Source organism: Rhizobium sp. T1470 (genome assembly GCF_042140505.1).
Classification (GTDB): Bacteria; Pseudomonadota; Alphaproteobacteria; order Rhizobiales; family Rhizobiaceae; genus Rhizobium; species Rhizobium favelukesii.
On the sequence record NZ_CP148093.1, the window covers coordinates 611,317 to 635,629 of the forward strand.

At 58.1% G+C, this 24,313-nt stretch carries 27 protein-coding genes and 8 pseudogenes; 15 read left to right on the forward strand and 20 right to left on the reverse strand.

Features of this window, described 5'->3' with window-relative positions; all coding sequences use genetic code 11:
• Nucleotides 1-55 precede the first annotated feature (55 nt).
• The 4 genes from WGT02_RS32805 to WGT02_RS32820 form a co-directional block, all read right to left on the reverse strand.
• Complete coding sequence (locus WGT02_RS32805; protein ID WP_208246210.1) at nucleotides 56-658, reverse strand: YecA family protein; 603 nt, start codon at nucleotides 656-658, stop codon at nucleotides 56-58.
• Nucleotides 655-2,226 carry an IS66 family transposase gene (locus WGT02_RS32810; protein ID WP_208246435.1) on the reverse strand — a complete coding sequence of 524 codons (1,572 nt, stop codon included), beginning with the start codon at nucleotides 2,224-2,226 and terminating at the stop codon, nucleotides 655-657. Before WGT02_RS32810 ends, WGT02_RS32805 begins: the two co-directional genes overlap by 4 nt.
• A gap of 49 nt (nucleotides 2,227-2,275) precedes the next feature.
• On the reverse strand, nucleotides 2,276-2,419 hold the full coding sequence (gene tnpB / locus WGT02_RS32815) for an IS66 family insertion sequence element accessory protein TnpB (RefSeq protein ID WP_208246212.1): 144 nt from the start codon (nucleotides 2,417-2,419) through the stop codon (nucleotides 2,276-2,278).
• An 85-nt stretch (nucleotides 2,420-2,504) separates the two neighbouring features.
• A complete protein-coding gene (locus tag WGT02_RS32820) occupies nucleotides 2,505-2,789 on the reverse strand; it encodes a LexA family transcriptional regulator (RefSeq protein ID WP_225039569.1) in 285 nt (94 codons plus the stop codon).
• A gap of 28 nt (nucleotides 2,790-2,817) precedes the next feature.
• On the opposite strand from WGT02_RS32820, the gene WGT02_RS32825 reads away from it, so the two are divergent.
• The 3 genes from WGT02_RS32825 (at nucleotide 2,818) to WGT02_RS32835 (ending at nucleotide 4,694) form a co-directional block, all read left to right on the forward strand.
• Entirely contained in the window at nucleotides 2,818-3,933 is a 1,116-nt protein-coding gene (locus WGT02_RS32825) for an IS630 family transposase (protein WP_208244984.1), read from the forward strand.
• Nucleotides 3,851-4,282, forward strand: coding sequence for a DUF5372 family protein (locus tag WGT02_RS32830; protein WP_225040383.1), 432 nt, complete (start codon nucleotides 3,851-3,853; stop codon nucleotides 4,280-4,282). The genes WGT02_RS32825 and WGT02_RS32830 overlap by 83 nt, the downstream gene beginning before the upstream one ends.
• Before the next feature lie 121 nt (nucleotides 4,283-4,403).
• Entirely contained in the window at nucleotides 4,404-4,694 is a 291-nt protein-coding gene (locus tag WGT02_RS32835) for a helix-turn-helix domain-containing protein (RefSeq protein ID WP_225040381.1), read from the forward strand.
• Between the two features lie 42 nt (nucleotides 4,695-4,736).
• Here the strand turns inward: WGT02_RS32835 and WGT02_RS32840 are convergent, their stop codons facing one another.
• Together WGT02_RS32840 and WGT02_RS32845 are read right to left on the reverse strand one after the other, a co-directional pair.
• Entirely contained in the window at nucleotides 4,737-5,075 is a 339-nt protein-coding gene (locus WGT02_RS32840; RefSeq protein WP_375679689.1) for a DDE-type integrase/transposase/recombinase, read from the reverse strand.
• A pseudogene (locus WGT02_RS32845) lies at nucleotides 5,029-5,439 on the reverse strand (transposase); the annotation flags it as partial. The gene WGT02_RS32840 and the pseudogene WGT02_RS32845, both read right to left, overlap by 47 nt.
• A gap of 455 nt (nucleotides 5,440-5,894) precedes the next feature.
• Here WGT02_RS32845 and WGT02_RS32850 point away from each other — a divergent pair.
• Both WGT02_RS32850 and WGT02_RS32855 read left to right on the forward strand, forming a co-directional pair.
• Nucleotides 5,895-6,641: a type IV toxin-antitoxin system AbiEi family antitoxin domain-containing protein gene (locus WGT02_RS32850; protein WP_339151187.1), complete on the forward strand. Its 747-nt coding sequence runs from the start codon at nucleotides 5,895-5,897 to the stop codon at nucleotides 6,639-6,641.
• Nucleotides 6,631-7,554, forward strand: coding sequence for a nucleotidyl transferase AbiEii/AbiGii toxin family protein (locus tag WGT02_RS32855; protein WP_208246218.1), 924 nt, complete (start codon nucleotides 6,631-6,633; stop codon nucleotides 7,552-7,554). Before WGT02_RS32850 ends, WGT02_RS32855 begins: the two co-directional genes overlap by 11 nt.
• Here the strand turns inward: WGT02_RS32855 and WGT02_RS32860 are convergent.
• On the reverse strand, nucleotides 7,503-8,315 hold the full coding sequence (locus WGT02_RS32860) for an IS5 family transposase (protein WP_208246220.1): 813 nt from the start codon (nucleotides 8,313-8,315) through the stop codon (nucleotides 7,503-7,505). The genes WGT02_RS32855 and WGT02_RS32860 overlap by 52 nt on opposite strands.
• A 161-nt stretch (nucleotides 8,316-8,476) precedes the next feature.
• Between WGT02_RS32860 and WGT02_RS32865 the strand changes: the two genes are divergently transcribed.
• Nucleotides 8,477-8,839 carry a hypothetical protein gene (locus WGT02_RS32865; RefSeq protein WP_208246222.1) on the forward strand — a complete coding sequence of 121 codons (363 nt, stop codon included), beginning with the start codon at nucleotides 8,477-8,479 and terminating at the stop codon, nucleotides 8,837-8,839.
• A gap of 27 nt (nucleotides 8,840-8,866) precedes the next feature.
• Here the strand turns inward: WGT02_RS32865 and WGT02_RS32870 are convergent, their stop codons facing one another.
• The 4 genes and pseudogenes from WGT02_RS32870 to WGT02_RS32885 form a co-directional block, all read right to left on the reverse strand.
• Nucleotides 8,867-9,583: an IS6 family transposase gene (locus WGT02_RS32870; RefSeq protein ID WP_208246224.1), complete on the reverse strand. Its 717-nt coding sequence runs from the start codon at nucleotides 9,581-9,583 to the stop codon at nucleotides 8,867-8,869.
• A 28-nt stretch (nucleotides 9,584-9,611) separates the two neighbouring features.
• Nucleotides 9,612-10,136, reverse strand: a pseudogene (locus WGT02_RS32875) (ATP-binding protein); the annotation flags it as partial.
• Nucleotides 10,133-11,605: an IS21 family transposase gene (gene istA / locus WGT02_RS32880; RefSeq protein ID WP_208245170.1), complete on the reverse strand. Its 1,473-nt coding sequence runs from the start codon at nucleotides 11,603-11,605 to the stop codon at nucleotides 10,133-10,135. The pseudogene WGT02_RS32875 and the gene istA, both read right to left, overlap by 4 nt.
• A gap of 205 nt (nucleotides 11,606-11,810) precedes the next feature.
• On the reverse strand, nucleotides 11,811-12,077 hold the full coding sequence (locus tag WGT02_RS32885) for a hypothetical protein (RefSeq protein ID WP_375679852.1): 267 nt from the start codon (nucleotides 12,075-12,077) through the stop codon (nucleotides 11,811-11,813).
• Between the two features lie 116 nt (nucleotides 12,078-12,193).
• On the opposite strand from WGT02_RS32885, the pseudogene WGT02_RS32890 reads away from it, so the two are divergent.
• Both WGT02_RS32890 and WGT02_RS32895 read left to right on the forward strand, forming a co-directional pair.
• Nucleotides 12,194-12,473, forward strand: a pseudogene (locus tag WGT02_RS32890) (CopG family transcriptional regulator).
• A gap of 90 nt (nucleotides 12,474-12,563) precedes the next feature.
• On the forward strand, nucleotides 12,564-12,791 hold the full coding sequence (locus WGT02_RS32895; protein ID WP_208246226.1) for a hypothetical protein: 228 nt from the start codon (nucleotides 12,564-12,566) through the stop codon (nucleotides 12,789-12,791).
• Between the two features lie 58 nt (nucleotides 12,792-12,849).
• Here WGT02_RS32895 and WGT02_RS32900 read toward each other — a convergent pair whose 3' ends face one another.
• Entirely contained in the window at nucleotides 12,850-13,458 is a 609-nt protein-coding gene (locus tag WGT02_RS32900) for an outer membrane protein (RefSeq protein WP_208246228.1), read from the reverse strand.
• Between the two features lie 231 nt (nucleotides 13,459-13,689).
• Between WGT02_RS32900 and WGT02_RS32905 the strand changes: the two are divergent.
• Nucleotides 13,690-13,913: pseudogene (locus tag WGT02_RS32905) on the forward strand (IS6 family transposase); the annotation flags it as partial.
• A 262-nt stretch (nucleotides 13,914-14,175) separates the two neighbouring features.
• Here WGT02_RS32905 and WGT02_RS32910 read toward each other — a convergent pair.
• A complete protein-coding gene (locus tag WGT02_RS32910) occupies nucleotides 14,176-14,892 on the reverse strand; it encodes an IS6 family transposase (protein ID WP_208246232.1) in 717 nt (238 codons plus the stop codon).
• Between the two features lie 303 nt (nucleotides 14,893-15,195).
• Nucleotides 15,196-16,185 (reverse strand): annotated as a pseudogene (locus tag WGT02_RS32915) (IS5-like element ISRm33 family transposase).
• A gap of 77 nt (nucleotides 16,186-16,262) precedes the next feature.
• Here WGT02_RS32915 and WGT02_RS32920 point away from each other — a divergent pair.
• From WGT02_RS32920 to WGT02_RS32940, 5 genes and pseudogenes are all read left to right on the forward strand, one after another.
• A complete protein-coding gene (locus WGT02_RS32920) occupies nucleotides 16,263-17,216 on the forward strand; it encodes a Tc toxin subunit A (protein WP_208246437.1) in 954 nt (317 codons plus the stop codon).
• Between the two features lie 39 nt (nucleotides 17,217-17,255).
• Nucleotides 17,256-17,972 carry an IS6 family transposase gene (locus WGT02_RS32925; RefSeq protein WP_208245775.1) on the forward strand — a complete coding sequence of 239 codons (717 nt, stop codon included), beginning with the start codon at nucleotides 17,256-17,258 and terminating at the stop codon, nucleotides 17,970-17,972.
• Nucleotides 17,973-18,017: 45 nt separating this feature from the next.
• A pseudogene (locus tag WGT02_RS32930) lies at nucleotides 18,018-18,386 on the forward strand (IS21 family transposase); the annotation flags it as partial.
• Entirely contained in the window at nucleotides 18,383-19,279 is an 897-nt protein-coding gene (gene istB, locus WGT02_RS32935; RefSeq protein WP_208245168.1) for an IS21-like element helper ATPase IstB, read from the forward strand. The pseudogene WGT02_RS32930 and the gene istB, both read left to right, overlap by 4 nt.
• Nucleotides 19,280-19,330: 51 nt before the next feature.
• Nucleotides 19,331-19,554: pseudogene (locus WGT02_RS32940) on the forward strand (transposase); the annotation flags it as partial.
• Nucleotides 19,555-19,608: 54 nt separating this feature from the next.
• On the opposite strand, the pseudogene WGT02_RS32945 reads toward WGT02_RS32940, so the two are convergent.
• From WGT02_RS32945 to WGT02_RS32955, 3 genes and pseudogenes are all read right to left on the reverse strand, one after another.
• Nucleotides 19,609-20,435, reverse strand: a pseudogene (locus tag WGT02_RS32945) (IS66 family transposase); the annotation flags it as partial.
• Nucleotides 20,402-20,593 carry an IS66 family insertion sequence element accessory protein TnpB gene (tnpB, locus tag WGT02_RS32950; protein WP_208246234.1) on the reverse strand — a complete coding sequence of 64 codons (192 nt, stop codon included), beginning with the start codon at nucleotides 20,591-20,593 and terminating at the stop codon, nucleotides 20,402-20,404. The gene tnpB (WGT02_RS32950) and the pseudogene WGT02_RS32945, both read right to left, overlap by 34 nt.
• Entirely contained in the window at nucleotides 20,577-20,978 is a 402-nt protein-coding gene (locus WGT02_RS32955; RefSeq protein WP_318246585.1) for a transposase, read from the reverse strand. The genes tnpB (WGT02_RS32950) and WGT02_RS32955 overlap by 17 nt, the downstream gene beginning before the upstream one ends.
• Before the next feature lie 555 nt (nucleotides 20,979-21,533).
• Between WGT02_RS32955 and WGT02_RS32960 the strand changes: the two genes are divergently transcribed.
• Nucleotides 21,534-21,674, forward strand: coding sequence for a hypothetical protein (locus WGT02_RS32960; protein WP_208246238.1), 141 nt, complete (start codon nucleotides 21,534-21,536; stop codon nucleotides 21,672-21,674).
• 15 nt (nucleotides 21,675-21,689) lie between these two features.
• On the opposite strand, the gene WGT02_RS32965 is transcribed toward WGT02_RS32960, so the two are convergent.
• Genes WGT02_RS32965 through WGT02_RS32975 form a run of 3 tightly spaced genes read right to left on the reverse strand, consistent with a single transcriptional unit; the run spans nucleotide 21,690 to nucleotide 24,294 of the window.
• Nucleotides 21,690-22,925: an acetyl-CoA carboxylase biotin carboxylase subunit family protein gene (locus WGT02_RS32965; RefSeq protein WP_208246240.1), complete on the reverse strand. Its 1,236-nt coding sequence runs from the start codon at nucleotides 22,923-22,925 to the stop codon at nucleotides 21,690-21,692.
• Between the two features lie 22 nt (nucleotides 22,926-22,947).
• Complete coding sequence (locus WGT02_RS32970) at nucleotides 22,948-23,838, reverse strand: KamA family radical SAM protein (protein ID WP_225040377.1); 891 nt, start codon at nucleotides 23,836-23,838, stop codon at nucleotides 22,948-22,950.
• 15 nt (nucleotides 23,839-23,853) lie between these two features.
• Nucleotides 23,854-24,294 carry a hypothetical protein gene (locus tag WGT02_RS32975; protein ID WP_375679701.1) on the reverse strand — a complete coding sequence of 147 codons (441 nt, stop codon included), beginning with the start codon at nucleotides 24,292-24,294 and terminating at the stop codon, nucleotides 23,854-23,856.
• Nucleotides 24,295-24,313 lie beyond the last annotated feature (19 nt).

Here is a 24,313-nt window from a genome sequence, read left to right on the forward strand (position 1 = left end):
GTATCCGTTGCGAGCGCCCCACAGCCATGGGCGTGACGCCGATCCTCAACCCGGACTAAGCGTCGTTGGCGGGTGCGCCTGGGTTAAAGCGCATCGGCTGGCAGTGCGCGTAAATACCCTCGACCGCGAACGGAAGCGTACGCCAGGCATCTTTGAGAATGGCCTCGGGAGGCTTGGGGAATGCCGTCGAGATCATTTGGATCAGCTCAGGCTTTGTGCATTGAGTGAGAATAGCCATAAGCGGATCGCCGGTCTGCTTTTGAGCGAACAGCGGTGCCCATTCCTCGAGATTTAAACCAATGGCCCCGAAGAACCCGTCGGCCCAGTCGCCCGCAAGCACTTCGCCCTCGTCGGTGCGCATCAATACCGGGGCATAGCGCCCGGGCGCCGTCAGCTGATGGGCTATGAGGTTATAATGATCGACGATCGTGTCGATCACCGCCTGGATCTTGTTGCCGATGAAGGCTCTCTTTTCGTGATCGCCGATGACATGGAACATCCAGTCGTTGGGCAACAGGAAGACCGGTCCAGCCGCCAGACCCGTGAGGAAGCCATTCATCATTGAGACGTCGCGGCAATGGGGTGCCGGCTCGGCCTTTTCAAACCAGACTTCCAGCTGCTCCAGGGTTAAAGGTTTCGCACGCTTGGGCCGCTTCACGCTGCTACCGCCATATTCATATCGGCATGTTCTTTCTTCCATTGCCACGGCAGGCAACGCTCAAGGGAGGTCGACTTTATTTCGCCCGACACGATGCGTTCAAGCACGTCGTGGAGCCAGGTGTACGGATCGACGCCGTTCAGCTTGGCTGTCGTCAGCAAGGAGCCTAAAATGGCCCAGGTTTCGGCACCGCCATCACTGCCAGCAAACAGACTGTTGACGCGCCCAAGCGCAATACTTCTCATATTGCGCTCCACGGTGTTGGAATCTACCTCAAGCCTACCGTCGTTCAGGAATAGGGTCAGGCCGGACCAAAGCCCCAGAGTGTACTTGATGGCGGATGCGACAGGGTCCTTGGCAGAGATATCTTTGATCGTATCCATCAGAAGCGCTTTCAGGTCAGCCATCAAGCCTTTGGTTTTCGCCTGACGAACAGACAGGCGATGCTCGGCGCTCGTGCCGCGGATTTTAGCTTCAATCGCATAGATTTCGGCTAACCGCTCGATCACCGTTTTGGCCAGCTCCGATTTGTACTTCTTATACACATCCACAAACTTGCGACGCGCATGGGCCAGACAATAGGCGAGTTTAATCGTTCCGGCTTTACGACCGGGCCGGGTCAAACTCTTATAAGCTTTATACGCATCGACTTGCAGAAGCCCGTTGTAGCTGTCCAGTTGCGACTGGATTTCCGCCTTGCCTCGACCTTGGGCAAACACATAGGCAACCGCAGGATACGCGGGACCGTTCCATGGGCGATCGTCCACCGCATGCGCCCAGAATTGACAGACCTTGGCGCGTTTTTGGCCCTTTTTCAGGACAGGCATCCGGGTCTCGTCCACAAACACCCGGCTATGGCTGTGAATGTAAGCTAAGAGCTTGTCGTAGAGCGTTTTTAGCCACCAGGCCGAGCGTTTCACCCAAACGCAAAGTGTTGATGTGTCTAAACGGACCCCTTGTCCTTTCAGCATCTGAACCTGGCGGTTGAGTGGCAGGTACCAGGCATATCGCCATACGACCACATTGCTGATCATGGCCGTCGTCGCCAGGCCGCCATCGAACAACCGCGGTTTCGCTTTGGCTTGAACAATGCCGGTTTCGCAAGCCCGGCAGGCGTACTTCGGTCGCACGGTGCGCAGAACATAAAGCGTGGCCGGCCGTGACGCGAGGGCCTCGCTTTCTTCTTCACCAATGCGATGGAGTTGCCCCTGGCAGCAGGCACATTCCAACGATGATGGCTCAATGACCTCAACGACGCGTTCAAGATGTTCAGGGAGGGCACCGAGGTTGCGGCGAGGCTGAGATTTGGAGCTTGCTTGACGCGGCGCCTTGGCGGGCTTTGGCTCATCGTTGGTCGCGTCCACCGCAACGTCACGCTCCGCGTCCCCTAGATCGAGACGGATCTGCCCTTCGAGAACCGCAATGGACTTTTCGGACTTCTGCCCAAAAGGTTGCGCGTTGGCCGCCTTCAACATGCCCTTCAGACGCTCGATTTCAGCGTCTCTTTCCAGGACCATACCGACCAGAATGTCTGGGTCCCGAGGCAGGGGTTGGCCACGGTTGAGCATGGCAAACACTAGCCAAAATTCGCGGAATTGTCCATGGATTACAATAAGATCATGCTATTTTTTCAGGGCGCTTCACGGGCCTTTGCTCTACTTTTGTCCAGTCCAGACCATCTAACAAAAGCGCCATTTCGCTCGCGCTGAGATGAACCGCCCCATCACGAGCGGCAGGCCAGGTAAAGTGACGATCTTCCAAAACCTTGTGCCTTATCTGAGAATGCAGCCTCGACCAGCGCAGGTCAGCAGCTAGTACCGCGCCACAGAGATTATGACGGGTTGGGTTATCGTAGAATGGGCAAGTCTTCTGGTGGGATGAGAAGTTGGATGCTGCGTGCTGCGCCTGGCACGCGGGATATAAATCCTGCCTTCTCGAGGGTCAGCACCATCTGGTGAACAGACGGAGCCGTAACGGCGAAGTGGCGACGCATGTCGGCTTCGGCCGGAGGCTGTTTGAAGATGCGGCTGTAGGCGTAGATGAAGGCCAGGTACTGGCCTTGGACTTGCGTAAGGCCATGTCTTGCCGTTGCGGCTTGCGGGTCAAGTGAGGGACTCATTTTCGGATTCATCTGCGTCTCCGCGCTGAAGGAGGTGTCGATGACTATAAAGTTTCACGTAGAGCTTAGCCAATCGGAACGTGATCAACTGGCCGTTTTGTTGAGCGGGGGACGCCATGCGTCGCGCAAGATCAAGCGCGCCCAGATCCTGGTGGCGGCGGACGAAGGCTTCAGCGACGAGGTGATCGCGGCAACCTTGAACGTCAGCGGATCGACGATTTACCGGACCAAGCGCCGGTTTGTGGAAGCCAATCTGGAAGGCGCGCTCAGTGAAGAACCGCGCCCGGGTGTTGAGCGCAAGCTATCGAGCAAGGAGGAGGCGCTGTTGGTGGCGACCGCCTGCTCAAAGCCGCCGCCCGGGCGAGCCCGCTGGACCCTGGAGCTTCTGGCCGATGAGATGGTCCGACTCACCGATCATGACGAGTTGTCCTCGGAGACCGTACGTCGCCGGCTGGCTGAGAATCATCTCAAACCTTGGCGCAAAGACATGTGGTGCATCCCAAAGCTCGATGGGGAATACGTCGCGCGCATGGAGGATGTTCTCGACCTCTACGCAGAGACGCCTGATCCACAAAGGCCCGTGGTCTGCTTCGACGAGAGCCCGACCCAACTCATCGGCGAAGTGCGCGAGCCCATTGCGGCCAAGCCTGGCCAGCTTGAACGCTACGACTGCGAGTATCGCCGAAACGGCACGGTCAATCTGTTTGTCTTCATGGACGCCCACCAGCCCTGGCGCAGGGTGAAGGTCACCGATCGGCGAACCAACCAAGACTTCGCCCAGTGCATGCGCGAACTGGTCGACGTCGATTATCCCGACGCCCCGATCATCCGCGTGGTGATGGACAACCTCTCCACCCATTCCGCCGGGGCGCTTTACGACGCATTTCCAGCCCCGGAGGCTCGAAGGGTGCTGAAGCGACTGGAGTTCCACCACACGCCCAAGCACGCCAGTTGGCTCAACATGGTCGAGATCGAGATCGGTGTCCTGCGCAGCCAATGCCTCGACCGTCGTATCGACAATAAAGACACCATAATCGCCGAAGTCGCAGCCTGGGAGCAGCAACGCAACGCTAATGGCGCAAAGATCCAATGGATGTTCACAACCGAAAAAGCCCGCCAAAAGCTCCGCAAAGCTTACCCCGTCAAAGAGTCATAATCTCTGTGGCGCGGCACTAGTGCTGGTTACACATCAGTTTCATCCCCTTTTCGGACGGCAGCTGCCCTGCGTTGGTAAGCGAAGTAACTTGCAGGGCGAACGGTTGCTGTTGCAGACCGACGATGGCGCCATATGGCCGCTTCCCCCTCAATGGACTGATCTTGTCAGCATTGATCCAGAAGTTCTCGCGAGCAACGGGCGCGCTCTCTTGCTGGTTTCGAACTTGATGGAACTTGCCAGCATGGTGGAACACCTTTGTGGCAGGTTGGCAGCGCGGTCGCGAGCGGAGTGTAAGGATAAATATGCCGCTGATGTAAACGAGATTATGCCGCAAGAGGACTCGCAATGAGCGATATATCCCGCATTACGCCATATGTCCTTGATTAACTCAGAGAATGTCCTTGACATAAATGAGAAGTGCGGTGTAATTATCATTACATTAATACTCGATTTCATACCCGGAGCCCGCAATGCCTGCGAAGTACGGCGGCAAGCGATCAAAGATGGATGCCCTCATCGACGAGGGCACCTTCAATCCAAATTCCGAGAAGGTGAGCGACCCGAAGTTCCGTGGCAGCGAGTTCTTCGATCCGCACGACGCCGTCCAGGTCAAATACGAGATGCTGCGGCGCGTCTCCATCGACAACGTCTCGGTAACGGACGCTTCCGACGAGTATGGTGTTTCCAGGCCAACCTACTACCAGGCCAGGGCAAACTTCGACCTGACCGGGATTGCCGGACTGGTGCCGGCGGCATCGTAAACGGATGAAAGGCCAGCGAAAGACGCCATCCGCAGATATCTCTCATGCTCGGGCAATTTTCGCCCACAGGCTCATCGCCGCCGTGCGCAGTTCGCGATGGTGGCCGGAGGAGATGTCGTGGCGCGGGATTTGAAATAGGTTGGCGATCGGATCATGGATGGAGACGAAGCGTTGTAGATGTCGCTGTGACTTGAAGCGCTTCATGATCCGCTCTCGCCGCCGGACTGGTTGGTGAGAATTCTCCGCCCGATTATTCAACCCTTTGTGGCAGCGATGCTCTACACTCGGCATGATCTCTCGCTTTGCTGCGCCGTAGGACTGCAGCTTGTCGGTGATCATCGCACGCGGCGACCGTCCCTGACCCTTCAAGAGCTTGCGCATCAGGCGCTTGGCGGCCTTTGCATTTCGGCGGCTTTGTACGAGAACCTCCAAGACGAAAACCGTCCTGATCAACTGCGCGCCACAGCCAATGCTTCTTGCCGCGGATTGAAACAACGGCTTCATCGAGATGCCACTTGTCCCCAAGCCGACCGGATGATCGACGACGGATCTCGTTGGCAAAGGTGCGGCCGAATTTCTCCGCCCACAGCCGGACGGTCTGGTGCGAGACAATGATCCCACGGGCAGCCAGCAAGTCCTCGACCATTCGCAGGCTCAGAGGGAAACGGAAATAGAGCCACACGGCGTGGGCAATAACTTCAGAGGGAAAGCGATGTCGACGATAGAGTGGATCACGGTCTGTCATGAACCTTCATCGCACATCGAATTCCACATTCCGTTAAGTTGACGATGCCCCGCGAACTCTCCGAAATTGCCGGCGACAATCTACTATTTGAATCGATCGATGGCGATCACCTGCATCAATGTCCCAAATGCCGGGTCGGCCAGTTGGTCGAGAGGTCGCGAAAACAGCCGGTTTCTGGGGTGCAATCAGTATCCAGAATGTAATCACACCGCACAGTCGCACTGAACCGTCTAAGGCGATCCGAGTCCGTTACGCCCAGGGAACATCGAATTTCTCATTTCACTTTGCAGTTGACACTAAGAGTCAATTCAGAATTGACAAATTGATTTATTCATAAAGGTTCAGTCGCGCAAGCTTTAATTTTGTGGCATAATGTCAAACATGAATGGACAATCAGAGCCAAAGCTAAAGCAGCTTCTACAGCAAGTGCCTCCTGGCTTCTTAGTGGACTCGAGGTGGATGGCCCGTCATGCTATCTCAAGCAGGGCTGGCTCGAGTCAGTCATGTCAGGTGTCTACCGTCGCCCCTTTTCCTCTGACGCCAATCCAGAAGCCGTCGGCGGTTGGAAGATACCACTGCTCTCGGCCGTCTGGCTCATGCAACATAGATTCCATATCGGCGGGGCGAGCTCGCTCTCCTTGCGGGGGCATGCCCACTACTTATCGTTCGGTGGCACTTTCGACCTATATCTCTACGGATCAGATATTCCCTCGTGGCTGCCGAAGCTGCGGACAGACGCCGATTTGAAGACCAGGAACAACGCCCTTTTCGGCGATGGAACGGCCGGAGTCGAAAACGCAGATTTCGACCTCTCTACCGAAGACGATCTGGAGTTGAAGCAGAGCCCTTGGCGTTGGCCGATGCCGATGTCCTCGACAGAACGCGCGATCCTCGAAATGCTCGACGAGGTTCCCAAGAGTGAAAGCTTCCATAAGGTCGATGTGGTATTCGAAAGCCTTGCTAATCTGCGCCCGAAATTACTCACGACACTCCTCGCGCAATGCCGGAGCGTTAAAACCAAGCGTCTCTTCTTCGTATATGCCGACAAGCACAATCATGCCTGGCGGCGACACATCGACATGTCAGCGGTAGATCTTGGCAAGGGGGACAGGGCGCTGACACCGGGCGGGAGACTGCATCCCACCTACCGCATCACAATCCCAGCAGACTTAATGCCTAAGGAGACCCCAGATGGCACGTGAACAATACATGCGCCAAGTCGACCTTCTGGTGCGAACCCTTCCCTATATCGCGCGGCACGAGGCCTTCGCTCTGAAGGGTGGGACGGCGATCAACCTCTTCTATCGCGACATGCCTCGGCTCTCAGTCGATATCGACCTGACCTATCTGCCGATCGAGGACCGTGAAACGACGCTGAAAAACATTGACACGATCCTCGAGAATATCCGCGAAGACCTTTTGCACAATCTGCGGGGGGCGAGCGTCCAAAGGATCGCAGGCGGCGGCAATAACGACACTCGGGTCCTTGTCCGACAAGGAAACGCAGAGATCAAGATTGAGACCTCCCCAGTCGCGAGGGGCGCCGTTCATCCGCCGGAACGACGCCGGGTGAGCGAGAAAGTCGAGGAAGCGTTCGGGTTCGCGGAGATGCAGGTTGTCTCGTTCGAGGATCTGTTCGGCGGAAAGCTGCATGCAGCGGTTGACCGGCAGCATCCACGCGATCTGTTCGATGTAAAGCTGCTCTATGAAAACGAGGGACTGACCGACGCGTTGTTTCGGACATTCCTTATTTATGTCGCAAGTTCTGGGCGGCCGCCGCACGAGTTGGTCAGGCCCTCGCTCGCTGCGCTAGAAGAGGCATTCGTGAAGGAGTTCGAGGGAATGACGACACAGACCGTCAGCCTCGATGAGTTGAAAGCCGCGAGAGAGCAAATGACGGCGAATCTTCTTGCAAGGCTCGACGACAACGCCATGCGCTTCCTGTTGTCGCTCCACGATGGCGAACCAGATTTCGAAGCCATCGGGCTGCCACAAGGAGCCGACCTGCCAGCCGTTCGTTGGAAGATTCTCAACCTTGAGAAGCTAAGAGTCCGTCCGAGAATTCAACAGCGGCGAGCAATCCTTCTGACGAGCGTCATGATGGATGCGGCGTAGAGGAACGCCTTAGCGGACTTGATGGTCGATTCCGGGTCCTTCCACAGCCGCCGATTTCGGCTGATCCAGGCGAAGAAGCGCTCGACAACCCAACGCTTTGGATGAACGGCAAAGCCGACCTGATCCTTTGGCTTGCGGACGATCTCGACATCGACCAGCGTCGCATTTTGCGGCCTGTCGCCTGAGTAGCCCATGTCGGCAAATGCCTTGGCCACGAACGGGAAGGACTTCCGCGACAGGCGCAGAACCGGGATGGCCCCATCGCGATCCTGAACGTCGGCCGGTTGAGGATCAAGCACGAGAGCGCGTCCGTCCATATCGACCATTGCTTGTCGCTTGCGGCCTTTGATCTTTTTGCCCGCATCATAGCCGCGCGGACCGCCGCTCTCGGTGGTTTTGACACTCTGACTATCCAGCACAGCAGCACTCGGAGAGGCCTGGCGGCCGGCCCGCTCACGATCCGCCATGACGAGGCAGTGATTGATCCGCGTGAAGACGCCGCAGTCTCGCCAACGACAGAAATAACCGAAAACCGTGCTCTTGGGTGGCAAGTCTTTTGGGATGAGACGCCACGGAATTCCGCCTCGTAGAACGTAAAAGATGGCATTGATGATCTCTCGCAGCGGCCAGGCTGGCTTACGCCCCCTTGGCGCAGGCTGCGGAAGAAGGGGCGCGATCACCGCCCACTCTGCATCCGTCAGGTCGGTTTCGTATCGTGGCTGATTGCGACTATACTGCCGCCGGGTGGTCGGGTTCCACATGACGCTTCCATTCAGGCTTCAGACACCGTCTTGGAATCATCATTGGCCCGATCACTCAACCCCATTCTCGGACAGGCTCTAAAGGCGCAAAACCCCGAAAAACATGCCGAGCAAAGGCGAGAGATTGAGGGGCTTCAGTCAACGGCCAGGATACAGTCCTAATGCTCCAGTTCGACGGCAAGTGGTGGTTTGATAGTCCCGGCCCGATAGAGCCCGCCGTTCAAGAGGGCTTTCGCGATCTCATCAACCGCATCAGCGGCCAAAGCCAGCGCAAGGTCATCCTGGAGCATTTCAAGGCGCGCTTCTGCGCGGCCGCCAATACGGATTACTGGCCCAGCACCAACGAACGATTTGCCTCTGACGATCTCGACAGAGACATGGAGCGTGCCGCAGCAAACGCGCCTGTGTTTATCGAGGCATTCTGGGACGCTTGCCAAGAACTTCGCGCACGTCATCCCGCCATGGTGATACCGGATGCCGGGCGGATCAATCGCATCGGCACTGTAAAGTTATCAGCGGATTGATGCAGCGATAGCTGGCCGGGACGGCTGTCAGGCTGCGGCGACACACGCGATTTTGTTCCAGATTTGCATGGCGGCGTTACGCAGGTCTCGATGTTGAGCCGATGACAGCGTATTGCGGGGAAAGTGGAACAGGTTGGCAATCGGATCATGGATGGTAACGAACCGCTGAAGCTGGCATGCCGACTTGAAGCGTTTCATGGTCCTTTCGCGTCGTCGGGTCGGCTGGTGCGAATTTTCCGCTCGATTATTGAGGCCTTTGTGCGACCGGTGTTCGACACCGGGCATGAGGTCACGCCTGGCGGCATCATAGGACCGGAGCTTGTCGGTGATCATGACCCGTGGTGTCCGCCCTTGAGCCTTCAGCAACTTACGCATCAGACGCTTTGCCGCCTTGGCATTTCGGCGGCTTTGCACCAGTACGTCGAGGACGAAGCCGTCCTGATCGACCGCACGCCAGAGCCACTGCTTCTTGCCATTGATGGCCACCACACATTCGTCGAGATGCCATTTGTCGCCCAGGCAGCCGGCTGACCGTCGCTTGATCTCCCGGGCGAAATGCCGTCCGAATTTCTCCGCCCAGCTTCGAATGGTCTGATGCGTGACGATGATGCCGCGAGCCGCCAGCATGTCCTCAACCATGCGCAGGCTGAGCGGAAAGCGAAAGTAGAGCCATACCGCGTGCGCAATGATCTCAGCGGGAAAGCGGTGGCGACGATAAAGCGGATCACGAGCAACTTCTGACATGGCCCATGTACGCACATCTTCATCAGCCGTCGGTTAACTTTACGGTGCCCTTGTCGAGCTTTGCGATGGCGGCTTCGAGCTGAAGCTCCCTCCGCGCGACCTGAAGCTTCTGGACGAGATCGGTCGTGCGGGTGAAGAGCACGCGCCAGCCGTTCTCGATTAGCGCGAGGCCGACGGCTGCGGCGAGATGGCTCTTTCCGCCGCCGGGCGGACCGAACATCAGGATATTGGCGCCTTTGGCGAGCCAGCTATCGCCGGCTGCAATCGCCATGACCTGGGCCTTGGAGACCATGGGAACAGCGTCGAAGGCGAAGCTGTCGAGCGTCTTTCCGGGTGGCAGGTGGGCCTCGGCGAGGTGTCTTTCGATCCTGCGATGGGCGCGTTCGGCCAATTCATGCTCGGCGATGGCCGAGAGGAAACGGGCAGCAGGCCATCCTTCCCGATCGGCCTGCTCGGCAAATTGGTGCCAGAACGTCTTGATCGTCGGCAGCCTCAGTTCGTTGAGCATGATGCCGAGGCGGGCTTCATCGACTGTGTGGATGTTGCTCTTCATGCGACCTCTCCCGCATAGGCCGTGCCGATCAGGGCTTCATAACCATTGAGCGACGCGAGTTGCACATGAACGATCGGCAACTGATCCGGGTCCGGGCTGAAGACCGCTCTCAAAGCCGCCAGATCAGGCAGTTTGTGGGCGTCGAGCGTTTTGGCAAGCTCCTCGGCCAGTTCACGCTCGCAACTGCGATCGTGAGCCAAGGCAAGCAGTTCCACGGTGATCTTGCAAGCCTGCCGCTCGGGCAGTTGCTCGATGAGCGCGTCGAAAGTCCTGCGATATTCCGGCCTGGGGAAGAGCTTGTCGCGATAGACGAGCCCCAAAAGCGCCATCGGCTTTTTGCGCAGGGAATGAATGACGTGATGATAGTTGACGACTTGATCGTGCTTGCCACTCGCATGGGCGCGGCCTCGGGGTAATGTCAGCAGATGCGTGCCGCCGATGAAGACGTCGAGGCGATCGTCGAACAGACGCACCCGCAGCCGGTGGCCAATCAGACGGGAAGGCACGGTGTAGAAGACCTTGCGCAAGGCGAAGCCGCCGGTGCTCGATACGGTGACGATGACCTCTTCGAAGTCGGTGGTGCGACGATCGGGAAGAGCTTGCAGATGCGTGCGCTCGGCATCGATGCGCTTGCCATGTGCGGCATTGCGGCGGCTGACGATCTCATCGATGAAGGCGCGATAGGATCCGAGGTCGCCAAAGTCCCTGGTTCCGCGCATCAGCAGAGCATCGCGGATCGCATTCTTGAGATGGCCGTGGGAACTTTCGATCGAGCCGTTCTCGTGCGCGACGCCCTTGTTGTTGCGCGTCGGCGTCATGCGATAATGGGCGCACAGTTCGTCGTAGCGATGCGTCAGATCGACCTTGGCGTCGGCATCGAGGTTGCGGAAGGCGGCCGATAAGCTGTCGCTGCGATGATAGAGCGGCGAACCGCCAACCGACCACAGGGCGTTCTGCAGCCCCTCGGCCAGAGCGACGAAGCTCTCTCCACCCAGGATGACATGGGCATGCTCGAAGCCCGACCAGACCAGCCGGAAGTGATAAAGCAGATGATCGAGCGATTGGCCGGCGATCGTCACGCCGAGGCTGCCCATGTCGGTAAAATCCGACAGTCCTAACCGACCGGGTTCGTGCATCTGACGGAAGATCACTTCCTGCTCCTGACCGTGAACAGCCCGCCATGATCGGATACGACGCTCAATCGTACGGCGAACACCTTCTGACAGCTCTGGATGACGCCGCAGCATCTCGTTGTAAACGGCGACCGCTCGGATGCCGGGCGCGGCCTTGAGGAGCGGAACAACCTCGGCGTCGAAGATGTGCTCAAGGGGATCGGGGCGACGCCGGTCGCGCGGCGGCTTGGTCTGCGATGGAAGACGCGCATCCTTCTCGATGCGGTAAGCCGTCGCCCGGCTGATCGACGCCTTGGCGGCAGCGACCTCAATGGGGTTGTTTTGTCGGTACTTCATAAAAAGCCTCGTCTGATGATCGGTTACATGGCGACCCGGCACAAAGGTGATTCTCCATTCTCAGAAAATCACCGACGCTACCGGGCCAACCGCGATCATGAGACGCCGAAAAATTGCGCCGCGGCGGGGGTGTAACTCCAGTCGGGCTACGCCCTCCCTTCGTCACACCCCCGCCGCCGAGTCTCATCCTGATTGACGCTGAGTCTCACCTTGTTTGTCGCCGCGCACGGCTCTCCATATGCGGTTTCACCCGACAGGAACTTGTGACTTCCCGGCAGGCCGGACAGACAATCATCGTCCGACGCTGCGCGGTCCCCAGATTCCGGTTCGTCAATGGTTTGTCTCGCAAATGCCGATCGCCTTGACGATGATGCACGACGAACGGCCCGCGCGTATCGCCACAGATGTCGCATTCGCGGGCATCGTGGCGGTCGATGAGGTCGTTTGGGCTTTTGACCCACCATGCTCCCATTGTGACATCGTCCACGACTGGACTGGTCCAAGAGAGGCGGCATAGATGCTTCAATCGCCACAGTTTGAGGCTGCGAACTTCACCACGTATTACCGAGGAGCGTACTGTCACATTGATTGAGCGGTAAGGAACTCGAAGACGCCGCCGACCGCATCGCGGATATCTCGCGAGCGGATCTTCAGATTATGCTTCGCCGGGCCGCGCTGCGGCTACGCAATGCAGGCGCCGTCTCTATGGAGAATGACATTGAGGACGCCCTGCGCGACCTGGCCGGCGAGTTCGGCATGACGCGCAATGACACAATCAGGTTTATCGTTCGGGAATGGATGCAGCAGAACAACCTATTTACCAGTCCGCGATCTCCACGAAGACGGCGACGTGGTCGGCAACGCGTAGACGCAGATGCGCGGCTACGCTCGGCGTTACTTTCCGCCACGCACATTTTTGCGGGTAGCGCACGGCTGCCGGGTTTGCTCAACTCCAACCATGACCGAGGAAAAAGCCAAGAAATTTGTAATCGCCATGATCGAGGCCGGCAGCGATATCGCTGCCGTCGGCCGGATTGGCTACGTCACGGTTGAGCCGGTTGACCCAACCGACGACGAGGCGTGGCACCGGATCGACCGAGTTGCGGCGACGTTCGGCGATGTCAGCCACCTGCAAGACGACATCATCGCTTATCTTCACCGACTCGGGCGGGTCGAGGAGATATAGGCGGTTTTTATCATTAGCCCCGCCAAGATGGCGGGGCTGCAGGTTTAGCCGACAGTTCTTAGAACTTTACGCCAATCCCGAACTTGAGTTCGTTCTGATCGAGATCGACATCAACTCCGAGAACGTCCTTCTTGCCAAAGTCATTGTAGCGATATTCGCCACGGGCGAAGATGTTGTTGGTGATGGCAAAGTCAACGCCAGCTCCTACGGTGTAGCCGTTGAAGGTCTCCGTTTCCTTGTCAAAGCCAGGTACATCGACGAAACCGCGCGTCGCAGTCCAGCCGGCTGCGCCATAAATCAGCGCTTTATCGAAGGCATAGCCGACACGACCACGAACAGCGCCGGCCCAATCCGTCCCGATGTCTGCGCCGAGCGCGCCCTCTTCATTCCAGTTGTATTCCAGGTTGCCCTCTATACCGACGACAATGTTATCGAACTGGAAATTGTACCCTGCGAATCCGCCGAAGATGCCGCCGTTGAAATCTTCCGAAGCGATGGCACCACCGGCGCTGAAGTCACCGTCAAGCCATCCGGCGCCACCATCGATCCCGAAGTAGGGACCGGACCAAGTAAAAGTAGGCGCGACCGCAGCGTCCTGGACGACGTCGGCGGCAAGGGCGGTGGTTGCGACAAGTGCGAGTATCGTTGTGGCGATAGTCAACTTCATTTTCTGTACCCCATTGCATAACAATACAACCGAAGGATATATCATCAGCTCAACAAAAAGCTGTAGCAACTAGGGCACACTCGCGAGATTGTACGGGTAGTACAAGTTGCGCGCGGCGGAGGGCCGGCGGTCTTCGGCCCGACATGACATTCGCTGGTACTGTCACATTGATTGAGCGGTAAGGAAATTGAGGTAGCAGCGCACCCATTTCCGTGAGTGCACCGAGCTACAAGAACCACCGCTATCCGATTCGAAATCGTAGCCCGTGCTGTCTGGCTCTCTTTCGCTTTAATCTGAGCCTGCGCGATGTCGAGGAAATGCTGCTCGATTTCGGGATCGTCGTTTCCCACGAGACCATCCGCCGATGGTGCCGAAAGCATGGCCTTGATTATGCGCGCCGCATACGCCGCAAGGCGCCGACGAAAGGCGATGTCTGGCACCTCGATGAAGGTGTGCCGCGAGGCACCCACAGCAGTGTGGGAGCCGCGCTGCACGGAAGATGAGGGTAGGTCCCTCGAAACCGACCGTCAGGGGTAGGTTTCAAACCACTGCAAGCTGCGACGGTAAAGAGCCGTGGTGGTGAGCGTTGCAGAAAAGGCGGATCTTAGTCCGTCAGGTAAGGTTCAGAGAGACGAGCGCAAGCGAACCGCTGATGACGTGTCGAAAAGTGCAAGATGATGTCGAAACCGGGAGGAGTTCGTTAGCCCGGGACGGCTGTCAGGCTGCGGCGACACACGCGATTTTGTTCCAGATTTGCATGGCGGCGTTACGCAGGTCTCGATGTTGAGCCGATGACAGCGTATTGCGGGGAAAGTGGAACAGGTTGGCAATCGGATCATGGATGGAAACGAACCGCTGAAGCTGGCGTGCCGACTTGAAGCGTTTCATGGTCCTTTCGCGTCGTCGGGTCGGCTGGTGCGAATTTTCCGCTCGATTATTGAGGCCTTTGTGCGACCGGTGTTCGACACCGGGCATGAGGTCACGCCTGGCGGCATCATAGGACCGGAGCTTGTCGGTGATCATGACCCGTGGTGTCCGCCCTTGAGCCTTCAGCAACTTACGCATCAGACGCTTTGCCGCCTTGGCATTTCGGCGGCTTTGCACCAGTACGTCGAGGACGAAGCCGTCCTGATCGACCGCACGCCAGAGCCACTGCTTCTTGCCATTGATGGCCACCACACATTCGTCGAGATGCCATTTGTCGCCCAGGCAGCCGGCTGACCGTCGCTTGATCTCCCGGGCGAAATGCCGTCCGAATTTCTCCGCCCAGCTTCGAATGGTCTGATGCGTGACGATGATGCCGCGGGCCGCCAGCATGTCCTCAACCATGCGCAGGCTGAGCGGAAAGCGAAAGTAGAGCCATACCGCGTGCGCAATGATCTCAGCGGGAAAGCGGTGGCGACGATAAAGCGGATCACGAGCAACTTCTGACATGGCCCATGTACGCACATCTTCATCAGCCGTCGGTTAACTTTACGGTGCCTTTCTGAGTCATCGCGCGCGGCCATCGCAAATGCGGCGCCTTCCGCTGTCACGATCTCTTGCGCGCGCTGGATCGCTCAAAAGGGCGGTTGGGGCCTGTAACCGCGCGCTCACTTCTGGCGATGCCGCTGGGCAGTTAAACGTAAGAATGCGGCTGTTTGGGCTGGGGATCTCGTTAGCGCTACTGGACCGTTGTTCTGAGGCGTTGGTCCATGGATCGGGACTTGAGCGGATCTGGATCTGTGATGGGGCTATCTATGTGGTCGGTCCATTGCGGCGGATGGATTTAGGGCGTGCGCATGCAAGCATACGATTGAGGGCGGCGCAGCCGATGGCCACTTCCGTCTGCTGAGCGTGAAACGACCGAGCCCGCAGACGCCGCCCGATGATGGACTTGTATCGGCCGATGGCAGTCTCGACCAGCGAGCGCTTGCCCTAGCCGGTGGAGAGCTGCCATTTCATTCGCCCGTCTCTGCTGATTGCAGCGATATGCTGATCCCTTTGTCCGGGAGATTGATCGCCGGCTGGTTCGATCGCGTTGGCGCGCGGGGGAATGACGATGACGGCAGCCGCACTGTGGTCGGTGACCGCGTCGTAGGTGGGCTTCCCGTCATAGGCGCCGTCGGCTGTGAACTGCCCGATCCGACCATCGATCTGGTTGAGCAACGGCTCCACCTGCGATGCGTCGCCCGCGTCCTGGTCCGTCATCGTATGTGCAATGATCTCGCTGCTATCGGCATCCAGTGCCACATGCAGCTTTCGCCAACCACGGCGGGATCTGGCGCCATGCTTCTCCTCCAACCATTGGCCCGCGCCGTAGACCTGCAGTCCAGTGCTGTCGACAAGAATATGCACTGGCCCGTCCGGTCGACCCTGGAGGTCATGCGCCTTGTTGGGCGATTGCCATGTTCGCGCCCGACGGCTCAGGGTGGTATGATCGGGGACAGCGAGCGCCAAGCCCATCAAGGGCAGCACCGATCCTAATAATCCTTCGACCTGACGCAGCCGCAAGCCGAACACCAGGCCCAGCGTCAAGGCGGTCTCGATGGCTAAATCGGAATAACGAGGCTGGCCACCACGCGTCGTTCGGCGTGGAGCAAGCCACATGGCAAGCGCCTCCGGTGTCAGCCACAGGGTCAAGCTGCCACGTCGCCGTAACCGCGCCTCATATTCCGGCCAGTTCGTCACCTTGAATTTCATCCTGCCGATGCGATGGCGGCGGGCGGCGTTATGTTTGAAAGGCATCAAGGTCACAGATCGGTTATTGAGGTTGCCGATCGCCTACACCACGACCGCTAAACGATCCGTGCACCAACGCGGCTCTGACCGGCAATTTTCCGAGTTATCAGGATCTCTTCGGAAGCCTCAATTACACCAGCTGCGATGATTGTGAATCCATCTTCGGTCCGGCGGCATATTTCCTCGATATCATGCGGATTGTCGACGATCGTATCACCGCGCCCAATAAGAGCACGCCCTCGCCTATTCCAGCGGGTCACAGCCTGCCGGAACGCCGGCCGGATCTGTTCGAGATCGCGCTGACGTGCTCTTCGGCTATGACCCCGATATCGTATCTGTCCGTCGTGAACAAAGTCATGTCGACGCGCCTGCGGTTGGCTCTTTCGGCGAACCCTGACCAGAAACTGGCCACGGCGCTCTATCCGTTCAATCTTCCTTTCAATCTGCCGCTGAGCGAACTGCGCAAGATCGTGGCCGTGCTGAAATCGAGCCTGCCGCAGGTCTATTCATCGCTGCTGCGCCCCGGCGATGCCGGCGGCCGGATGGACGTGGCGCGGGAAACCATCGGGTTGACGGTGGAGCAACTCGCCATCGTCGCCACCCCTCACGATACCGCCGATGCGGTCGCTCCGTTTTATGGCCTCGCGAACGGGTCGGCGCTCGTTACCGAGCTTGCCTCCTTCGCCCGGTTTATGGAGCGAACGGGGCTTGGCCGCGAGGCGGTACAGTCGCTGCTGTACGAGGATCTGAGCGAAACCGAGATCAAGGATGGGCTGGCGAACACCTTCTTCATCGACGCCACCGGTGAGGCTGATCCGCCGGTCGCGCTGGAATGGGATGCAAGCAACCCGGAAAATCCGGTCGAAAAGTTGACCGGCCTGACGGTCAAGCGGCTGGATCGGATCAGCCGTTTCGTCCGGCTGGCAACTGTCCTCGGCTGGGATTTCGCCAGTCTCGACTGGGCGATGAAATCCGTCGGCGCGGCCGAGATCGCCGATGCGATCGAGCCGCTTGCCGCCATCAAGACGGCACCGTAAAGTTAACCGACGGCTGATGAAGATGTGCGTACATGGGCCATGTCAGAAGTTGCTCGTGATCCGCTTTATCGTCGCCACCGCTTTCCCGCTGAGATCATTGCGCACGCGGTATGGCTCTACTTTCGCTTTCCGCTCAGCCTGCGCATGGTTGAGGACATGCTGGCGGCCCGCGGCATCATCGTCACGCATCAGACCATTCGAAGCTGGGCGGAGAAATTCGGACGGCATTTCGCCCGGGAGATCAAGCGACGGTCAGCCGGCTGCCTGGGCGACAAATGGCATCTCGACGAATGTGTGGTGGCCATCAATGGCAAGAAGCAGTGGCTCTGGCGTGCGGTCGATCAGGACGGCTTCGTCCTCGACGTACTGGTGCAAAGCCGCCGAAATGCCAAGGCGGCAAAGCGTCTGATGCGTAAGTTGCTGAAGGCTCAAGGGCGGACACCACGGGTCATGATCACCGACAAGCTCCGGTCCTATGATGCCGCCAGGCGTGACCTCATGCCCGGTGTCGAACACCGGTCGCACAAAGGCCTCAATAATCGAGCGGAAAATTCGCACCAGCCGACCCGACGACGCGAAAGGACCATGAAACGCTTCAAGTCGGCATGCCAGCTTCAGCGGTTCGTTTCCATCCATGATCCGATTGCCAACCTGTTCCACTTTCCCCGCAATACGCTGTCATCGGCTCAACATCGAGACCTGCGTAACGCCGCCATGCAAATCTGGAACAAAATCGCGTGTGTCGCCGCAGCCTGACAGCCGTCCCGGCCAGCTATCGCTGCATCAATCCGCTGATAACTTTACAGTGCCGTCATTCATTCCCTGCGCAAAAAGCCGATGGCGCTTTTGGGGCTCGTCTATCGCGACAAGCTCTTCCCCAGGCCGGAATATCGCAGGACTTTCGACGCGCTCATCGAGCAACTGCCCGAGCGGCAGGCTTGCAAGATCACCGTGGAACTGCTTGCCTTGGCTCACGATCGCAGTTGCGAGCGTGAACTGGCCGAGGAGCTTGCCAAAACGCTCGACGCCCACAAACTGCCTGATCTGGCGGCTTTGAGAGCGGTCTTCAGCCCGGACCCGGATCAGTTGCCGATCGTTCATGTGCAACTCGCGTCGCTCAATGGTTATGAAGCCCTGATCGGCACGGCCTATGCGGGAGAGGTCGCATGAAGAGCAACATCCACACAGTCGATGAAGCCCGCCTCGGCATCATGCTCAACGAACTGAGGCTGCCGACGATCAAGACGTTCTGGCACCAATTTGCCGAGCAGGCCGATCGGGAAGGATGGCCTGCTGCCCGTTTCCTCTCGGCCATCGCCGAGCATGAATTGGCCGAACGCGCCCATCGCAGGATCGAAAGACACCTCGCCGAGGCCCACCTGCCACCCGGAAAGACGCTCGACAGCTTCGCCTTCGACGCTGTTCCCATGGTCTCCAAGGCCCAGGTCATGGCGATTGCAGCCGGCGATAGCTGGCTCGCCAAAGGCGCCAATATCCTGATGTTCGGTCCGCCCGGCGGCGGAAAGAGCCATCTCGCCGCAGCCGTCGGCCTCGCGCTAATCGAGAACGGCTGGCGCGTGCTCTTCACCCGCACGACCGATCTCGTCCAGAAGCTTCAGGTCGCGCGGAGGGAGCTTCAGCTCGAAGCCGCCATCGCAAAGCTCGACAAGTTCGATCTTCTCATCCTCGACGACCTGGCCTACGTCACCAAGGACCAGGCCGAAACGAGCGTGCTCTTCGAACTCATCTCCGCAAGATATGAGCGGCGTTCCATCATGATCACCGCCAATCAGCCCTTCGGAGAATGGAACCGCGTCTTTCCAGACCCGGCCATGACGCTTGCCGCGGTGGACCGACTTGTCCATCACGCAACAATCTTCGAGATGAATGTCGAAAGCTACCGGCGGCGTTCGGCCATGGAAGCCAAACGCCAGCGCGGCAGACCCGCCTCATTCGCGACAATCAAAAGCTCTTCCCAGCTTGTCGCGGAGCGGCAATCAGAACACGATGAAACTCTTGCCAGCGACAATCAACATGATAACTTCGCTCCAACCGCGACATAAGAATCTCATCCAGATTGTCGCTCGCGTCTCATCCTGATCGTCGCGCTATACCTGAAGGCGCTGGAGGCCTTCGAAACAGGTCACCGGGGTCAGAAATATCCTGCTATCGCGCAAAGCTGGCGGCGCAACTGGGAACACGTCGTTCCGTTCTTCGCCTTCCCCGAAGGAGTCCGCCGCATCATCTACATGACCAGCGCCTACTAGAGGCCGTCAACTCGAAGCTTCGGCGACCTGTGCGTTCCCGCGGGCATTTCCCTGGTGCCGAAGCCACGATGCATCGTAAGCGCGCTTTTCAGTGCACGTCGTAAATCGCTTTGAAGGGCGTCGGCTTATGCTGGCTGGCTTTTGAAGTTGAAGGGCAGCAGGTCGTCGATATCAGCATCGTCGGGGCGCTGCGGCAGTTCGGTGAGAACGTGCTTCAACCATGCGAATGGCTCGACGCCAAAGGCCCGGCAGGTCAGCATTAAGCTGTAGATGACGGCACTGGCTTTGGCCCCCTGGACTGTATCGCTAAAGAGCCAACTCTTTCTTCCAGTGGCAAAAATTCTGATGTCACGCTCCAGCAAATTGTTGTCGATCGGCATCCTGCCGTCGCCGGTATAGCGCGTCAGGTACTCCCATTGATTGAGCGCATAGGAAACGGCATCGCCAAGCTTGGTGTCGGGCACGACCTTTGGCGCGATTTTGTCGAGCCATTCCTTGAGGGCGGCAAGGACCGGGACGCTGTGTTTCTGGCGAAAGCGGCGCATATAATGATCTCGCGTTTCGTTTCGCCGTCGTCGGGCTTTTCGTCCCGCACCTGCCTTTCAATCCGGTAGAGCTGGTCGAAGAACTTGATGGCCTGTGCCGGCGGCCCACCGGGTTTCTTGCGCGCTTTGAGAGCATCGACAAACTTCCGCCTGGCATGGGCCATGCACCCGACATGCGTGGCGCCTTTCAACGTGCGCCAGGCCTGATAGCCATCGCTCATCAAGATACCGCGGTAGTCGCCAAGAAAGGCCTGCGGGTGTTCCTGCCCGCGGCCGGGCTGATAATCGAACAGCACGATCGGTTGCCGGCTGTCATCGCCGCTACGGTAGCCCCACATGTAAGAGATGCTGGTGGGATCCTTGCCCTCTTCCTTCAGCACCTGAACTGTCGTCTCGTCACCATGGACCGGGTACGGCGGCGATTGCAGAAGGCAAACACCGCCCGCTCGAACGGATTGAGGCCCATAGACTGCTCGACCAGGATCGCAAGGCTGTTGATCCCGGCCCGGAAGTCGATCGGCTCCCGGTGAAGATAGACGCGCAGATCGTCAGCCAGCCGGAACATCGCAACGCCCCAACGCTTCGATCATTGCCGACAGAACCTGAGCATCCGCATCTTCAAGCTCAAGCTGAACGCCGTTCGGTAGCGTCGCCTTCAAACGTACGCGTGGTGATGTCGGTCGAGCCGACGGGGCCGGTGATCGGACAACCGAGGCTGCCGCAACCACCGGAACAAAGGCCGGCGGCGCGCTGTTTGCCATACTTGTCAACTTTCTCGCCGCGGGCCGCTCCCGGCGAAGCTTGACCCAGTTGCGCAACTGATTGGCATTGATCCCGTGGGCGAGCGCCAGGCCTGCTATCGATATCCCCGGCTCAAGGGCCGCATCGATCAAACGCTCCTTCTCAACAGGATCAAACCGCCGCTTTCCGTTGCGAAGAATCTTCGTCACCCGAAGCGACCTCAATGGGCCCACGCCAGTCAATGTCATTATGTCCACAGTCTCCGTTGTGGACACAGAATCAATCAGGACGCTCCAATTGAACAGGTGCAGGGATTTGCGCGCTTACGATGAAGCTGTTCTATCTCGTTCTTAACAACGCGGCCGAGCAATGGAAGCGGCCGCCCCGGGAGTAGCTCGAGGCAAAGACACAGTTCGCCGTCACCTTCGGCGAGCGGTTCTTCAACTGATGAAATCGGCCCACCCCACAGAATTCCTGGCAGTCCAGGCGCCATGACCACAGCAGCCGCGCGAAAGCTCGAGATGAGGCGGAGTCCTCCAGATTGAAAACCAGTTCCTGATAGCTCAGTTGCTGGTTTTGCTTCAACAGAGCGCAGCGCAAGACCGTAAGCAACCCGATTGGTACCGCCTGTCCATAGCGCCTTGATGACCTAAGACACATCATTAACGACGTCGTTAGCGACGTGTCTTAGGCGAGGTATGGGATGCGTGTCTGGTCAGGAACGGCGGCGGCGTTGGGGTGACGCGAAGAAGCACGACGTTGTCATGTCGATTGGACTCCACGGTGCGGCGGTCACCGTCGGCACGAGCATTCTCGGCGGCATTGCCGCACCTCGCATGTCCATCGTCGGGCTACAGCCACGAAATGCCGCTTGTCGTCAGGCACTGCCTGCGCGGGCGCGGTAAGGCCGCAAATTGATCCTATTCATCAAGGGCCGGAAATGGTGTGATCGACCAGCTGATTAGGTCCACGGCGCGCTGAAGTATCGCCTTCGTCTGAGCGGGGCTCGTTGAAACGGCGATGACATGTCCGATCATGTCCTGGTAATCGCCTTTCCTGAGGATCGGCGTGTTGGGTGCGACATAAAATCTGACATTAACGACACCCGGTACAGCAGCCGTCCGACTGGTACCCTCGATCCGATCGAGGATGCCATCGCGATCGGGAACGAGGAACCGCGCGGCTGCAGTGCGGGAGTGCCTTGCGCGCAGATCGCATTCTTCGCCGATGACAAGCTTGATATGCTCATTGATGAGATCGATGCCGTAGGCGAGGTGAATGAGGCTAGGTGTGGTCCAACCCGGAAGACGCGGATTGACTTCAATGACGACTGGGCCATCCCTTGTCCATCGGAATTCAATGTTCGTTGGCCCCCAGCTAAGGCCGAGAGCTTGCAAGCAGCTCAGCGAAACATCCACGATACGCGCATGCTCATCATCAGTCAGCGGAGCGGGAAACATGCTCCCGCAAGGGACGAAATGCGGCAGGCCGTTGAAGTCGGCAAGGCCAGCCGCAATGACCGCTGTGCCCATGGTATCAGTGCTGTAGAGTGGGCCCTGTGCGAATTCTTCGACTAGAATCCGGGGCGCAGACGGCCATACGTGCGTCCCGCCCAACAGATAGGTCGCATGGTCAGCCACCTCATCGGCGGTGCGGCACAATCGGACACCGCTGCTGCCGCTGCCGACAGCTGGCTTAACAATCACCGGCAGGCCGATCTCTGCGGCAGCGCCTTCAACGTCTCTCGCATTAGCTGCCAAACGGTAAGCCGGCATCGGAACGCCGGCTTGCGCGAGGAACTGGCGTTGAACGAACTTGTCGCAGCATTGTCCTATGGACGCAGGGTCAGGCCCCGGCAGGCCGAAATGCCGGCAGAGCTTGCCAACTGTCACATAGAGCGACTCTTCGAGGCCCGGAAAGCCTGTAATGCCGGCAATGTCATAGGTCACACGCAGCCGAGAACATTCGCGGATCAGCGCCTCAAGATCGTTGGTATCGACGCGGATGGCCTCGCTGCCTTCTGCCGCAAGATAGTCGTACTGAGCTGGATCAGTCGCCAGGGTAATTGGATGAAGACCAAGCCGCTGGGCCGCTCGGACGTAGGGCGGACCATTGCCCTTTGAACCTTCGATCAGGATGAGTGCTCTTTTTGGCATTGGTTGCTGGCCTTTCCCGTGTTCAATGATGTAGTCGGAGCGTAAACCGGCATCGGTTTGTTATCTGGGCATCTGCATCGCTAATTAGCACTGCGCAGCTTTCGGTCTCATCCTTCGGGCAAATCGTCCACGCAGCAGGCGCCCTCAAGGTACGGCCGGGAAAAGATCTTCCCGATCTTTTCCGGAGCCTTGTTTGATGATATCGCATATACACGCGGCCATCGGCTCCAAGGTCGAGGATCTCGATCTTTCCTGTATAATGGGACATGATGTATTTGAATGTCTTCTGCATTCCGCTGACACGCCGATTGATGCCGTGCGCAATCTCCAGTCCGCGGCGCAGTGGCACCTGAAAATGTGACGCGCCTTTCACCGGCCTGCCTTGAAAGAGGTAATAAGGGCGGACACCCATTTGGTGACACTTAGCGAAGGTCTTAGCCAAGATTTCAGGATCATCGTTGACCTTTGCGAGAAGCACAGTCTGGTTGAGGAACTGCACACCTTGTGCGCTCAACGAGCGAATGTTGCGTTCTGCATCGACCGAGATTTCACCGATGTGGTCGAAATGGGTTACGATCACTGCGGCTTTACCTGCTTCATGGATCCGTTGGAACAAAGCCAGTAGAGTTGGATCCTCAAACCATTTGGGTTCGTAAGCGACCATTTTTGTGCCAATGCGAATGGAATCCAAATGCGGAATAGGCAGTAGATAATCGAGAATTTCATCGAGCTTGGCAGTGCTGAGCACGAATGGGTCGCCCCCCGACAGGAGCACATTTGTCATCTCAGGATGGCCGCCAATATATTGCGCAATCTGGGCAAAGTCAGTTGCGATTTCCTCCGAGTGTTCACCAACAATGCGTTTGCGAAAGCAGTAGCGGCAATAGGAAGCACAACGGTCAGTTACCAACATTAACCCCGTCTCAGCCTACTTGTGCTGAAATCCGGGCACGATCGTGTTGTCGCGCTCGCCACTCGTATCCAGATTGCCGGGGCGCGTGAACTCTTCTAATGAGGGCTCGACAATGTATTTGAGCTGGTCGTGATAGCCACTGTTGGTGATCTGTTCCCGATAGAATTCTGTGACCTTATAGCGAGTGATGCTGTTGGCTTGCAGCTCACTCGGGGCAACAGCGCGCGTCCCCTCAATGAACTTGATGACCTGGATATCGGTTCGGTTCGTTCGATCCGTTTTCATGTATACCTCTAAGTGTGAGAGCGGAACGGTCGCAGCGGTTTCTGCACTGAGTCTAAGCAAGGTGTGCAGGTCGGTTGCATCGTACCAAAAGTTCTTCAAGGAGAAGCCGGCAGTTAGCGTTCTCGGCGGCATTGCTGCACCGCGCATGTCTATCGTCGGGACTACAGCCATGAAATACCGTCTGTTGTCG